Below are 13,757 nucleotides of genomic sequence, written 5' to 3'. Positions count from 1 at the left end.
CGTTTAACGTTTGATTCAACTTTGGGTGTAGATTGTTCCCATGGACGAGCGGCGCGACAAGGCAAGGCATCGCGTGCTGAAGGCCGGAACGATCGAGTTCGGCGGCGGCGGCGCGATCGACTGCACTATCCGCAACCTGTCAGATACCGGCGCCGCGCTCGACGTCAGCAGTCCCGTCGGCATCCCCGACCATTTCAGCCTGCTTGTGCAGGCCGACGGAAAACATCTCGCCTGCACCGTGATCTGGCGCAAGGAAAAGCGGATCGGGGTGAGGTTCGGGTGAGGGCTGGGACCACACGTGGAGAGTTCAGCACCACCTCACGTCGCCGCTCGCTCACCCCGTCTCTACTTCGCTCCGCCGGCTCGCGAGAATCTTGTCGATCCTCCGCCCGTCGAGATCGACCACCTCGATGTGCCAGTCGCCGAAGTCGAAGGCGTCGCCGACATCAGGCAGCACGTTGAACTGTTGCAGCACGAGGCCGGCGACGGTGTTGTAGCGGTGCGGCGGCAGTTCGATGCCGAGCAGCTCGCCGAATTCGTCGACCGGCATCCAGCCTGAGACCAGCAGCGAATCGTCCGCGCGCTTGACGTAGGCTGGTTCCGGCGGGCCTTCCTCGGAATGGAAGGCACCCACAATGGATTCCAGAATGTCAGCCGTCGTCACGATGCCTTCGAAGGCGCCGTATTCGTCGTAGACGAGGCCGACATGCACCGGTGCAGCCTTCAGGATCGCCAGCACGTCGCGGGCATCGGCTGAGGCGGGAATGCCGGGCGCCTCGCGGACCAGCACGCGCAAATCCGGCGTGCGCTCGTTCATGAAGGCCACCAGCAGGTCCTTGGCCTGAAGCACGCCAATCGGCTTGTCGCGGTCGCCGTCGGACACCGGAAAGCGTGAATGCGGACTCTTGGCGATGGTCGCTTGAATGCTTTCCGGCGTATCGTTCAGGTCGATCTCGTTGACCTCCGTGCGCGGCGTCATAATCGCGCCGACCGGCCGGTCGCCGAGCCGCATCACGCCCGCGATCATCTCCTTTTCACCTGACTCGAGCACGCCTGCGTTTTCGGCTTCGCTGACGAGATGATGGATCTCATCTTCTGACACTTTTTCTTCAGACTTGCCGCCATGGCCGAGCAGCGTGAGGATCAGCTTGCCGGAGAGATCGAGCAGGAAGACCAGCGGCAGCGAGACCTTCGCAAGCACGTGCATCGCGGGTGCAACCCTGACCGCGATGCTCTCGGGGTCGCGCAGCGCCACCTGCTTCGGCACCAGCTCGCCGACGATCAGGGTGGCGTAGGTGATGAGCGTGACGACCAGGCCCACTCCGACGATGTCGGCAATTCCAGCGGACAGGCCGAGCTCGAGCAGCCATTGCGTCAGCCGCTGTCCGAGCGTCGCGCCCGAGAACGCGCCGGAGAGCACGCCGACCAGCGTGATCCCGATCTGCACCGTCGAGAGGAATTTGCCGGGATCGGCCGCGAGCGTCAGCGCCCGCTCGGCGCCGCGGACGCCCTTGGCGGCGAGCATCGACAGCCGGGCCGGGCGCGACGAGACCACGGCCAGCTCGGACATGGACAGCAAGCCGTTGATGACGATCAGGACGACGACGATGGCGAGTTCGGCGGAGAGCATTGATGTTCCGAGGTAAGGGAGTGTGGCGCGGATGGCCGCACAGGTCTTGATATAGGTATTCGAGGAAGAAATGCCGATGATTCTGTCCCATCGGGCATCGCGAAGGAACTTCGGCGACCCCGTCCCCGAAGGCACTCCCCAATACCCCGCGGAACTACGGGCATGCCGTTGCTTAACGGGCTCTTAGCGGCCACCAGCTAGGTTCTCGGCATTTGCAGGAATGTATTCGGGGATCAGAATGCGGATCGGGAAGCTCTTTGCGCTGTCGATGCTGACGGTGACGGTGTTTGCAGTCATCCTTGGCGCCGAGGTGCTGATACCCCAGGCGCGCATCTTCACGAACCGCTCCGATGCGATCAAGACGGTCGAGGCCTTCGGTGCGACCCTGATGGTCAGTCAGCACGTTGCCGGCCTTCGTGCTCCCTACATTTCCCCGATCTTCCAGGAGAATTCTGCGACGCAGGTCCAGATCGAAGCCGCCGCAAAGGCGGCGAAAGCGGTCGATGGCGCGTTCGAGGGGGCAAGGCGCGCCATCATGGTGCTGGATGATTCCGGAGCGATGATCGAAAACCTGGACCGTACTGCGCGGCGGCTCAAGGATATCATCACGGCGGCAGATCGCGCGATGAGCGTGCCCCTGGCGACGCGCGACGGCGCTGTAATCAAGGGCTTCCTTCCAGGCGTTGCCGAGGTCATCGGCAATATCGAGCCGATCATGAACCGGCTTGAAGCCAAGGTCATCAATGCCGATTCCTCGCTTGCGGCGCTGTTGAGCCTGGCGCGAACGGCGCAGGATCTGCGCGTCTCGGCCGGCAGCCGCGCCGCCACGCTGTCGCCGGCGCTGAGCGCTCGCCGACCGCTCACGGCGGCCGAATTGTCGCTGATGGATCGGATGCAGGGACGTGTCGAGGCCGACCGCGAGCGCATCGAGGCCGGCATCGACCAGCTCGGAAGCCCGCCCCGGATCGCCGCCGCGCTGAAGGCGGCGACGGATTCCTATTTCGGGAAAGCAGCCGCTGCCGTGGACAAGGAGATGCCCGCGGCACGTGGCGACGGCAAGTACGGCATCAATGCCGAAGAGCTGGCCAACATTATCGTCCCCGCCATCCAGATGTTCTACGGCGTCCGCGATGCCGCGCTGGCGGAAGCTGCCGAGCGCGCCTCGGCCGCGCGCGACGGCGCGCTGGCGATGCTCGCGCTCGCGGGCGTGGCGGTGCTGGCGCTGCTGGGGACACTCGGTGGCGTGACGATGATGTTGCGCAGGCGCGTGGTGACGCCGCTCAGCCGGCTCGCGGACGTGATCGCAACTCTTGCCGCCGGGCAGCACGAGGTCGAGATTCCCGTGACCGGCCGCAATGACGAGATCAGCCAGGTGGCGGGCTCGCTCCAGCACTTCAAGGATTCGCTCTCCGCCAAGAAGGCCGCCGATGAGGCCGCCGCGGTGGAAGCCGAGGCGAAGCTCCGGCGCAGCCAGCGCATGGACCAGATCGCACGCGATTTCGAAGCGTTGATCGGCGACGTCATCAACACCGTGTCGTCGGCATCGTCGGAGCTGGAAGTGTCGGCGGGAACGCTGACGAGCACCGCCGATCAATCGGAAAAGGTCACCGCGACCGTTGCGGCCGCCTCCGAGCAGGCCTCCAGCAACGTGCAGACCGTCGCCGCGGCCGCGGAGGAAATGGCGTCCTCGGTCGACGAGATCAGCCGGCAGGTCCAGGACTCCGCGCGGGTGGCCGGCGAAGCGGTGCAGCAGGCTGCGCGGACCAACGACTATGTCGGCGAACTCGCCAAGGCGGCCGGCCGGATCGGCGACGTGGTCGAGCTCATCAGCCAGATCGCGGGCCAGACCAATCTTCTGGCGCTCAATGCAACGATCGAGGCGGCGCGCGCCGGCGAGGCCGGGCGCGGCTTCGCCGTGGTCGCCTCCGAGGTCAAGGCGCTCGCCGAGCAGACCGCCAAGGCCACCGGCGAGATCAGCCAGCAGATCACGGGAATCCAGAGCGCGACGCAGGATTCCGTCGGCGCCATCAAGTCGATCGGCGACACCATCACCCGCATGTCCGAGATCGCATCGGCGATCGCCTCCGCGGTCGAGCAGCAAGGCGCGGCGACGCGGGAGATTTCCCGCAACGTGCAGCAGGCGGCACGCGGCACCCAACAGGTCTCCGCCAGCATCGTCGACGTGCAGCGCGGCGCGAGCCAGACCGGATCGGCCTCCTCCACCGTGCTCGCGTCAGCGAAGTCGCTGTCCGGCGAGAGCGGCCGCCTCAAGGTCGAGGTCGGGAAATTCCTGGACGCGATCCGGGCTGCGTAAGTCACGTAGCCGGAAGCGCTCAGAACTCGCCGTGTAGCCGCCCGGAAAATACCGACACCGGGCCGCGATCGGCGTTGTAGGCGGGGTTGACGATCAGCTGGTAGTCGGCAGTGAGGGTGAGACTCTTGTTCAGCGCATAGGCGTAATAGGTTTCGAGGATGCGCTCGCGGCGGTAGTTGAGGGCGCCGTCGCCGATGAGAACACCGAGGCCGCCGGCGGCCAGGAAGTCGCGATAGTCCTGCGAGATGGCATTGATGGCGCCGCCGACGCCGATCACGTCATCGGGCCGGCCCCATTTCGTGCCCTTGATCGAAAGACCGCCAGACAGGCTGCGGTGAATGTCGGTGAAGGCCAGCGTCTCGGTCTTGCCGTCGTTCCAGCTCCAACGGCCGAACAGACCGACATCCTCGGTGATCGCCTGCTCGAGGTTGAGCACGTAGCCATACTTCAGACGGCCGCGCCGGGTCTGCGCGATGTCGAGGTTGAGCGCGGGATTGTCCAGCGTCTCGCGGAAGCTGCCCATGTTGGCGCTGTCGAGCCAGCCTATGGTCCTGAGCTTGCCGGGTTGGCCAAGCAGGGAGAAGCGCGTTTCGAGCTCGAGCACGTACTGGCCGCGCTCGCCGACCCTGGTGTCGAAATGATTCGAATTGGACTCGGCGACCATCAGGAAGTAGCCGCCGCGCAACGCCCACTGCTTCTGATTCAGCTCGGCGGTGACGCCGTAGGTGAGGCCGACCTTGTCGGCGGAATAGTCGAAGGCGCCTGGCGCCCACAGCGACCAGTTCATGAAGTCCTTGCGGGTGTCCTTGGCGTAGGCGTTGCCGTCGAACACGTCGATCACCGGGAATTTGCCGGCCTGCACCGTGAGCCTGGATACGTCGACCTTCTGTCCGAGCTGCAACTGGCCGCTCGCGAGCTCTTCCTGCTCGCCGCCAAAGCCGAATGTCTGGCGCACGAACAGGCGCGACGTGTTGTAGTGCGGATAGGGGAAGTTCGACTTCTGCGCCTCGCCGTTGGGGAAACCGGCCGCGCCGACCGTGTCGTTCAATCCAAATCCCTGCAGCAGTTCGGGATTGTAGTAGACCTCGCCGCCGTCCCACAGCTTTGCGTTCAGGAACAGGCTGTTGCTCCAGGTCGCCTTGGCCTGCCTTGATGGCGAGAGCGAATTCGGCCCGGTGTAGAGGGCGGGGAACGACGGGTAGCCTTGCGGCAGATAAGTGCTCTGGCCGTGGATCTCCCAGCGATCCGATTCGGTGTCGATTAGCGAGGCGATCCCCAAGCTCTTGGGATTGTAGCCCGGCATGCCCGGCCAATCGACCTTGCGGTTGAGGCCGAGCCGGATCGTTTGGAAGTCGAGCGACGACGAATTGTATTGGGCACCTGTGGAGAAGGCGACATTGGCGCCGTCGAAGCGGCTATAGAGATATTCGAGCCGTGCGCTCCAATGCGGCGCAAAGCCGTATTCGATGCCGGCACCCGCGATCCAGCCGGGCCGCGTGTTCAGGATTTTCGGGACTGCTTCGCCTGCGGCCGGCGTGTCGAAATAGCGCTCGCCCATCCATGCAAAGCCGCCGGTGGCGTAGACCAGCCAGGGACCGCTGGTGTAGCCGACGCGGCCGCGCAGGCTCGCAGTGTAGTCCCATTGCTGCGTGACGGTGTTGGCGGGTGTCGCCAGGAAGGACACGATCGAGTTGGAAGTGATGTAGTTCGGAAACGAAAAATCGCCTTCGACGCCGAGGAGCCAGCCGGAATTGAGCCGGTAATTGTAGCCGGCCTGCACGCCGCCGATCATGCCGCTGAAGACGCCGCTGTCGCTAATGCCTGTGCCGTCGTTCAGCGCGAAGCGCGACGAGCCGAGGCTGTAGCCGGCATGCGCACCGATGTAGAGGCCGGTCCAGTCATAGACGGCCTTCAGCGCCGGTGCCTTCAGCGGCAGATCAGCCGCGCGGCTGCTGGCGGGCAAAGTCAAGACGCCCGTGGCAATCGCCGCGGCCGTTCGCAAATACCTGTAACGGTGACCCCTCAACGTCAAAACGCACGCCCCCAAACGCGAATGTGTCCACTCGCCGCACTATCCCTGCCGATTCGCGGCGACCCTGTCATCAGGCTTAGGTGCTCCCGCGATCGGTCGAGATGATCTCGATCCGGCGCGATTTCTTCCCAAGCCCCTGAGCCTCTGGAAACCTTATTGCGATTAATTCGCAGTAGCAACTAGTGCGGATTGTCGCAGGAGATGGTTCGCACCGCGATGTGACGGGACTGCAACAAATTCCAAGGTCCAAAACGGTTGACCCCGCCCGGGGGGACATCCGGGCGGGGTCGGGGGCCCGACACGGGGTGGATGAGGCGCCCGTGTCGGACGCGGGATCCACGTGAGATCGGCCTCAGGGACTCAAATCAGAAGCAGGTACGCACGCGGCCAACGTACTGACCAAAGGCGTTGTACTGGGCGGCCCAGCCGCAGCGGTGATAGCCGTTGTAATAGGGGTCGTTGCTGGCGGCGATCGCGGAGCCGACGACGGCGGCGGTGGCGATGCCCAGGCCGACGCCGACGCCCCAGCCGAGCGGCTTGGCTTGCGCCTGCGAGGTGGTGGCCACGACGCTGCCGGTCAGGGTGAGCGCGGTGAGGGCAACTGCGAAAACCTTGGTCTTAATCGACATGTGAAACTCCATCCGGGTTGAGGCGGTCCCTTGTGGCCCGCGTACCGAGTTGGACGGAGGCTCCGCGCGTCCGGTTCGAACTCGGCAAAGGCGGAGCTCGAGTCTGGCTCTTTCCTGAATGATTCCAGAAGGATGAGCGCTAGCCGAGCGGGCCTTTTGCGAGCCTGTTCACGTCGAAGTTATCAACCTCGGCAAGCAGCTCGCAAAAAGCGCGGGCGCCCTGGTCGATCAGCTGCTCGCCCTTCGCGGCCACGGCTAGCGTCGCGTTGCCGGCGGCGCCGCTCGCGTGGAGATCCTGCGCCTGCCAGGCGAACGGCGCGGGTCGCTGCGTCGACAGCCAGCGATATTGCTGCTCCATCGCGATGCTGCTCGCGGGAAAATTCGCGATCGCATCCATGCGCACCCGATCGGGATAGCGCGCCAGCATGATCGAGGTTTCAATGGCGCCGCCGTGGATGCCGTGGCGCACTTCGTCGGCCGGGAACAGCTTGTCCGCGCCCGACAGCCGCGACCACGACGTCGTCACCACGAACAGTTTCCGATGCGCGCGAAGATCCTGCGCGACCAGCATCATGGCCGCGCTGTTGCCGCCATGGCTGGTGACGATGACGAGCTTCTTCACTCCGCGGCGCGCGACGTCCTCGCCAATCGCGGTCCATTTTTTCAACGCGATGTCAGTCGGCAGCGTCTGCGTGCCCGGATAGTCGATATGCTCGGTGGAAATCCCGATCGGTTCAACGGGCAGGAAAGTGGCCGGAGCGCGCTCGGGCAGGAGCTCGCGCACGCGCGCGAGATAGGCGTCCGCGATCAGCACGTCGGTCTCGAGCGGCAGATGCGGGCCGTGCTGCTCGGTCGCGGCCAGCGGCAGCACCGCGATCCAGCGCGAAACCTCCGCGAGGCTGGCATCGGCCCAGCGAATCTCGGTCCAATCGCGGGAAGGCGTCATCAAGGTTTCTTTGCCCGAATTTGTCGCGTAATTTAGGGTATCAGGGGACGCGGGCCAGGCCGGCTCGCGTCCCCGAATGTCTTGCGGTTTTATCGCGTTGCTTGGACATCGGCTAGAAGCGATCGACGGAGTCCCATCATGAGCCCCTCTCATCTGCGGCGAGCCTTAACGGCGGGCCTGATGGCCGCTTTCGTCTCGGTCGTCCCGGCCCGCGCCGAAACCCTGGACAAGGTCATCTTCGGCACCAATTGGGTCGCCGAGGCCGAGCATGGCGGCTTTTTCCAGGCCGTCGCCGATGGCACTTACAAGAAATACGGGCTGGACGTCACCATCGTGCCCGGCGGGCCCAACGAGAACAACCGGATGCTGCTGATCGCCGGCAAGATCGATTTCTTCATGGCGGCGAACACGCTGATGTCGTTCGACGCAGTCGCCAACAACGTCCCGGTCGTCACGATCGCCGCGGTCTTCCAGAAGGATCCGCAGGTGATGCTGACGCAGCCTGATGCCAAGGTCGCCAAGATCGAGGACCTCAAGCCGCTGACGCTGTTCGTCTCCAAGGAGGGCATGACCAGCTATTTCCAGTGGCTGAAGTCCGAATACGGCTTCAGCGAGAAGAACGTTCGCCCCTACAATTTCAATCCGCAGCCCTTCATCGCCAATCCCAAGAGCGCGATGCAGGGTTACGTCACCTCGGAGCCCTTCGCGGTCGAGAAGGCCGCGGGCTTCAAGCCCAACGTGTTGCTGCTCGCCGATTACGGCTTCAACACCTATTCGACCCTGATCGAGAGCCGCCGCGACGTCGTCGAGAAGAAGCCCGACCTGGTGCAGCGCTTCGTCGATGCCTCCATGGTCGGCTGGTACAATTACATCTACCGCGACAATTCAGCGGGCAACGCCATGATCAAGAAGCTCAATCCGGAGATGACGGATGAGCTGCTCGCCTATTCCGTCGCCAAGATGAAGGAATACGGCATCGTCGATTCCGGCGATTCGCTGAAGAACGGCATCGGCGCGATGAGCGACGAGCGCTACACCTCCTTCTTCAACAAGATGGTGAAGGCGGGCGTGGTGAAGGCGGACCTCGATTTCCGCAAATCCTATACGCTGCGCTTCGTCAACAAGGGCGTCGGCGCCGAGCTGCGCCCGAGCAAGCCGTAGCGCAGGGCCGATGTCATCAGTCCAAACGTCGGCGGGGGTCGAGACCGGCCTGACGGCTCTGGCTGTCAGCCTGCGCGGCGTGACGAAGGCCTATGACAACGGCCTGATGGCGCTCGGCCCGCTCGATCTTGCGGTGCGCAAGGGCGAGTTCATCTCGCTGCTGGGGCCGTCAGGTTGCGGCAAGTCGACGGCGCTGCGGCTGATCGCCGAACTCAGCGCGCCGTCGTCAGGAATCGTCCGGCTGGCGCGTCGTGAGGGCACACCGCAGCCAGGTCATGTTCACCCAGGTCATGGCATCGGCTTCGTGTTTCAGGAACCGACCCTGATGCCCTGGACCAGCGTGCGCGAGAATGTGCGGTTGCCGCTGAAGCTCTCAGGCGTTCCGAAGGCGGAATCGCGCGCGCGCGCCGATGAGGCGCTCGCAAGCGTCGGGCTTGCCGATTTTGCCGACGCCTTTCCGCGCGAGCTCTCCGGCGGCATGAAGATGCGGGTGTCGCTGGCGCGCGCGCTCGTCACAGACCCTGATATCCTCCTGATGGATGAGCCGTTCGCGGCGCTCGACGAAATCACGCGCTTCCGCCTCAACGACGATTTGCTCGCGCTGTGGCGCAGGCTCGGCAAGACCGTCATCTTCGTCACGCATTCGGTGTTCGAATCCGTCTATCTGTCGCAGCGCGTGGTGGTCATGACCGCGCGGCCGGGCCGCATCCAGGCCGACTTCCGCATCGAGACGGTCGAGCCGCGTGGCGAGGAGTTTCGCACTTCAGTCGCCTATTCCGATTATTGCCGGAAAGTGTCGGCGGCGCTGGCGCCGTCCTATGCAGGGCAGTCGACGCTATGAACGCGCAAGCTTCCGTCACTGCGAAGCCGTCCGGCGCGCAACGCGCGGTGCGCTTCGCGCTACCGGTCATCGTGTTCGCGGCGGGACTGCTCGCCTGGGAGCTCGTGGTCCGGATCAAGGACATCCCGCCTTACGTGCTGCCGGCGCCCTCGGTCATATTCGCGACACTGATCAAGGATTGGGCGGTGCTGTCGCAATCGCTTGCCGCGACGCTGCTGACCACGCTTGAAGGTTTTGTCGCGGCCAGCGTCGGCGGCATCGCGCTGGCGCTGCTGTTCAACCAGTCCAAATGGGTGGAAGCATCGCTATTCCCCTATGCCGTGGTGCTTCAGGTCACGCCGGTCATCGCGATCGCGCCGCTGCTGCTGATCTATCTGGAGCAGCAGACCGCGGTCGTGGTCTGCGCCTTCATCGTCGCCTTCTTCCCGGTGCTGTCCAATACCACGCTCGGGCTCAATTCGGTCGATCGCAACCTCGCGGGCCTGTTCCAGCTCTATGGCGCCTCGCCACAGCAGACCCTGCGCTATCTCAAGCTGCCGGCGGCGCTGCCTTATATTCTCGGCGGCCTGCGCATTGCCGGCGGCCTGTCGCTGATCGGCGCGGTCGTGGCCGAGATCGCGGCGGGAACGGCCGGCGCCGGCTCCGGGCTCGCCTACAGGATCGCAGAATCCGGCTACCGCTTGAACATACCCCGCATGTTCGCAGCGCTGCTGCTGTTGTCGCTGGCCGGGATTGTCATCTATGGGGTGCTGGCGCTAGTTTCCCACCTCGTCTTACGGCGCTGGCACGAGAGCGCGCTTGGAAAGGACAACTGATGACCACCGGTTCGATTTCGTCCGAAAAGATCGACCTTCTGATTTATGGGCCGGTCCGGCCGATCCTCGAGAACGGGTTTTCCGATCATTTCGTCGTGCACAAGGCGGAGACGCGGGGCGATCTCGAGCGGCTGACGCCGGCGATCCGCGAAAAGATCCGCGGCGTGGCGGTGACCTATCACACCGTGCGCGCCGACCGGGATTCGCTGTCGCAATTGCCCAAGATCGAGATGGTGGCGAGCTTCGGCGTCGGCTACGACCACGTCGATGCCAAATACGCCGCCGAGCATAACATCATCGTCACCAATACGCCCGACGTGCTGACCGAGGAGGTCGCCGACGTCGCGATGGGGCTTCTGATCTCCACGGTGCGCGAGTTCATCAAGGCCGACCGTTATGTGCGCTCCGGTCTCTGGCAGACCCAGAACTATCCGCTCAGCGTCGGCTCGCTGCGCGACCGCAAGGTCGGCATCGTCGGCATGGGCCGGATCGGACAGGCGATCGCGCGCCGGCTCGATGCCTCGCTGGTGCCGGTGGTCTATCACACCCGCAACCCGTCCAAGGACGTCTCCTACAAGCACTACCCCGACCTGATCGAGATGGCGAAGGCGGTGGACACGCTGATGGTGATCGTGCCCGGTGGCGCCTCGACCAACAAGATGATCAACGCCGAGGTGCTGAAGGCGCTCGGCCCGCGCGGGGTGCTGGTCAACGTTGCGCGCGGCTCGGTGATCGACGAACCGGCGCTGGTCCAGGCGCTCAAGTCCGGCACCATCCTCGCGGCCGGCCTCGACGTGTTCGCGGCCGAACCGAACGTGCCGGACGAGCTCAAGGCCATGCAGAATGTGGTGCTGCTGCCGCATATCGGCTCGGCCTCGGTGGTGACGCGCAACGCGATGGATCAGCTCGTGGTCGACAATCTCAAGTCCTGGTTCTCAGGCAAGGCGCCGTTGACGCCGGTTGCCGAAACGCCGTTCAAGGGACGCTGATGGGAGTTCTTCGCGTCGTTACATTCGCCGTCGTGGCCTGCTTGGCCGCGATCGGCATCGCGCAGGCGCAGGATACGACGACCCTGAAGAAGGAGATGCCCGGGCAGTGGGAGCTCTCGACCACCGAGCGCAGCAAGACCTGCGTCGTCACGCTCAAGGCCGACGCCGCGGCGCAGGGCTTTAAGCTCGAGCTGGAGCCGGCCTGCAAGGCCGCGCTGCCTTTCACCAAGGACATCGTCGCCTGGAGCGTCAGGGGTCTCGACATCGTCCGCTTGCAGGATGCGAGCGGTGAGGCCGTGATCGACTTCACCGAGGTCGAGGCCGGCATCTTCGAGGGCCTGCGGCAGGGCGAGGGCGTCTACATCCTGCAAGACCTCGCCGCCGCCCGCTCGATGGCGAAGTCGATGGACCAGATGATCGGCGACTGGTCGATCGTGCGCGGCAACGGCCAGCCTGTCTGCGGGCTAACGCTGACCAACACGGAAGCCGGGCCGGACAATTTCCAGGTCTTCCTCAAGCCGAAATGCGATGCGGCCATCGCGCAGTTCAACCCGACGCAATGGCGGCTAGACCGCGGCCAGATCATCCTGCTGTCGAAGGCCGGCGAGGCCTGGCAGTTCGAGGCCGACGACAACGCGCAATGGCGGCGCGTCCCCGATACCGCCGATCCCCTGATCATGCTGCGGCAGTAGCGCCGCGAAACGCAATCTCGTCCTGAGGGCCCCGCCATAGGCGGGCGTCTCGAAGGATGGTGGCAGGCTACGTCGTCGGCTTGGGCGGCGGCGCTGTGCCTTGGGCCCACTTCTCCATCTTGCCGAGCACGCCCCAGGCTGTGAGCGCCAGCGAGATCGGCATCGCGAACTGGCCGAGGCCCGGCACCGCCGACACGAGCGTCCCGAGCAACCCGGCAAGGCCTCCCGCATTGGGGCTCGCCGTCACCGACGACAGCAGCGCCGTGATCAGCGAGCCGCCGATGCCGAGCGCAGTCTTCTTGCCGTCGAGCATCTTGCCGATGGTCTCGCCGAGCGCGCCATTGACCTGGCCGAGGACGGGCTTGCCGTCCCGGTTGAGCAAGGTGCCGAGCAGGTCGACGACCTGCTTCAACTGGTCGACGGGAGCGGGGCTGGTTGGGGTGAGGGTGACTGGTCCTGGCATGGGGGCTGACTTGTTGACGAGGGAAAAGAGCCGTTCGAACAGGCTGATCGGATCATTGGTGGCGGGCAGCGTATTGCCCGATGTCGTCGTTGCCGGCGTCGCACCGCCGACCGGCGGCCGCAGCAATTGCGCGAGGTCCTCCAGCCGCTTCATGATCCGGGAGACATCGCCGGTCGGTCCGGTGGGGCCCGACTGCGCCGCGCGCGTGAGGGCGCCGACGGTGGCGCCGTCGAGAAGTCCGGTATCTCTCAGGCCGTTCTGCTGCTGAAACTGCGAGACCGCGGCCCTGGTCTTCGGCCCGCTGATGCCGTCCTCCGCGAGCGGCGGATTGGCGCCGAGCTTGTTGAGCGCCTGCTGCATGAGAACGATCGTCGACGCCGCGTCGTCCTCCGGCTCGGCGCGGCTTGCGAATTGCGGGCTGCCGTCGAGGGTGATCGAGGAATCCAGCGACATCATCGCATGCAGGATCACCGCGGTGCCGAGCTGGGAATCGACGTGGTTCGAATCGAACACATGATCGCGGACGAATTTTCCGGCCCTTGCCTCGGGCGGGCCATACAGCGTCGAACCGCCATAGAGATAGGGCGAGTTGCAGCCCTTGGCGTGATAGCCGAAGCCGTTGAACGCTTCGAGCCGGAACAGAATCCGCGCGATCCCCCAGTCGTGAGCGCCGACAAAATTCTCGATTCTGAAGGCGTCCACGGCGCCGTCCACGAACGTGGCAAACGGACCGCGTCCTTTCGGAACGAGCGTCGTCGCGCGATGGAGCGTTTCCCCGTTGCCGAGATAGGTGTCGAAATCGAAATTGGATTCGCGGTAGTGGCAGAGGGCAGCGAAATACCAGGGCACGCCGGTCAACCGCTCGATCTGCTGATAGGTCGCCTTGCCGTTGATGGCTTTGCGCGCGATCGCGTTCGCGTCGGAGAGGCGCGAAGGCCGGATCTCGAGATTGGCCCAATTGCCCTCGTATTCGCTTTTCAGACTCTCGAATGAAATCATTTTCCGCTCCCGCAATGAATGAGTTTTCGCAACTGCGCGTCAGTCGAAATGAACCAGGTGCCGTGATCAGGGCGTGAGGCCAGCGTGATCTCCCGCAAGTCTGGCAGGCCGCCGGGGCGCCGCGTGTGAAGTGGGTTACAACCTCGCCGGGAAAATGAGCGGCAGGACCGGGATCAGGGCGGCCGCCGGCGAAGGAACCGGCAGGGCCGCTGCCCCGTTAGCGACGCGAGGCAGTCTGGCGAGGGA

12 protein-coding genes are annotated in these 13,757 nt (G+C 64.7%); 7 read left to right on the top strand and 5 right to left on the bottom strand.

The features are described 5' to 3' along the window. Positions 1 to 40: 40 nt before the first annotated feature. The gene (locus tag ACIPUD_RS22130; protein WP_085357437.1) at positions 41 to 283 is read left to right on the top strand and encodes a PilZ domain-containing protein; all 243 of its coding nucleotides are present in this window, start codon (positions 41 to 43) and stop codon (positions 281 to 283) included. Positions 284 to 334: 51 nt separating this feature from the next. On the opposite strand, the gene ACIPUD_RS22125 is transcribed toward ACIPUD_RS22130, so the two are convergent. Next, the gene (locus ACIPUD_RS22125; RefSeq protein WP_085349708.1) at positions 335 to 1,630 is read right to left on the bottom strand and encodes a hemolysin family protein; all 1,296 of its coding nucleotides are present in this window, start codon (positions 1,628 to 1,630) and stop codon (positions 335 to 337) included. Between the two features lie 238 nt (positions 1,631 to 1,868). On the opposite strand from ACIPUD_RS22125, the gene ACIPUD_RS22120 reads away from it, so the two are divergent. Continuing rightward, a complete protein-coding gene (locus ACIPUD_RS22120; RefSeq protein ID WP_446481535.1) occupies positions 1,869 to 3,944 on the top strand; it encodes a methyl-accepting chemotaxis protein in 2,076 nt (691 codons plus the stop codon). A gap of 19 nt (positions 3,945 to 3,963) precedes the next feature. Here ACIPUD_RS22120 and ACIPUD_RS22115 read toward each other — a convergent pair whose 3' ends face one another. From ACIPUD_RS22115 to ACIPUD_RS22105, 3 genes are all read right to left on the bottom strand, one after another. After that, positions 3,964 to 5,946, bottom strand: coding sequence for a carbohydrate porin (locus ACIPUD_RS22115; RefSeq protein WP_446481582.1), 1,983 nt, complete (start codon positions 5,944 to 5,946; stop codon positions 3,964 to 3,966). 395 nt (positions 5,947 to 6,341) lie between these two features. Then, positions 6,342 to 6,605, bottom strand: coding sequence for a hypothetical protein (locus ACIPUD_RS22110; protein WP_247474484.1), 264 nt, complete (start codon positions 6,603 to 6,605; stop codon positions 6,342 to 6,344). A 139-nt stretch (positions 6,606 to 6,744) separates the two neighbouring features. Beyond that, a complete protein-coding gene (locus ACIPUD_RS22105; RefSeq protein ID WP_085358543.1) occupies positions 6,745 to 7,551 on the bottom strand; it encodes a creatininase family protein in 807 nt (268 codons plus the stop codon). Between the two features lie 138 nt (positions 7,552 to 7,689). On the opposite strand from ACIPUD_RS22105, the gene ACIPUD_RS22100 reads away from it, so the two are divergent. Genes ACIPUD_RS22100 through ACIPUD_RS22080 form a run of 5 tightly spaced genes read left to right on the top strand, consistent with a single transcriptional unit; the run spans position 7,690 to position 12,049 of the window. Then, a complete protein-coding gene (locus ACIPUD_RS22100; RefSeq protein WP_085352017.1) occupies positions 7,690 to 8,712 on the top strand; it encodes an ABC transporter substrate-binding protein in 1,023 nt (340 codons plus the stop codon). 10 nt (positions 8,713 to 8,722) lie between these two features. Then, positions 8,723 to 9,553 (top strand): ABC transporter ATP-binding protein, encoded by an 831-nt coding sequence (locus ACIPUD_RS22095; RefSeq protein WP_377791543.1) that lies wholly within the window; start codon positions 8,723 to 8,725, stop codon positions 9,551 to 9,553. Then, complete coding sequence (locus tag ACIPUD_RS22090) at positions 9,550 to 10,368, top strand: ABC transporter permease (RefSeq protein WP_018460086.1); 819 nt, start codon at positions 9,550 to 9,552, stop codon at positions 10,366 to 10,368. The genes ACIPUD_RS22095 and ACIPUD_RS22090 overlap by 4 nt, the downstream gene beginning before the upstream one ends. Next, positions 10,368 to 11,357 carry a 2-hydroxyacid dehydrogenase gene (locus ACIPUD_RS22085; protein ID WP_018460085.1) on the top strand — a complete coding sequence of 330 codons (990 nt, stop codon included), beginning with the start codon at positions 10,368 to 10,370 and terminating at the stop codon, positions 11,355 to 11,357. Before ACIPUD_RS22090 ends, ACIPUD_RS22085 begins: the two co-directional genes overlap by 1 nt. Next, entirely contained in the window at positions 11,357 to 12,049 is a 693-nt protein-coding gene (locus ACIPUD_RS22080; protein ID WP_026233941.1) for an AprI/Inh family metalloprotease inhibitor, read from the top strand. Before ACIPUD_RS22085 ends, ACIPUD_RS22080 begins: the two co-directional genes overlap by 1 nt. Positions 12,050 to 12,116: 67 nt before the next feature. Here the strand turns inward: ACIPUD_RS22080 and ACIPUD_RS22075 are convergent, their stop codons facing one another. Then, positions 12,117 to 13,511, bottom strand: coding sequence for a peptidoglycan-binding protein (locus tag ACIPUD_RS22075; protein WP_446481534.1), 1,395 nt, complete (start codon positions 13,509 to 13,511; stop codon positions 12,117 to 12,119). Between the last annotated feature and the right edge of the window lie 246 nt (positions 13,512 to 13,757).

The organism is Bradyrhizobium sp. CAR08, from assembly GCF_052871955.1.
Note: the sequence above shows the minus strand (reverse complement) of the source record. Positions and strands in the feature narration are given on the sequence as shown.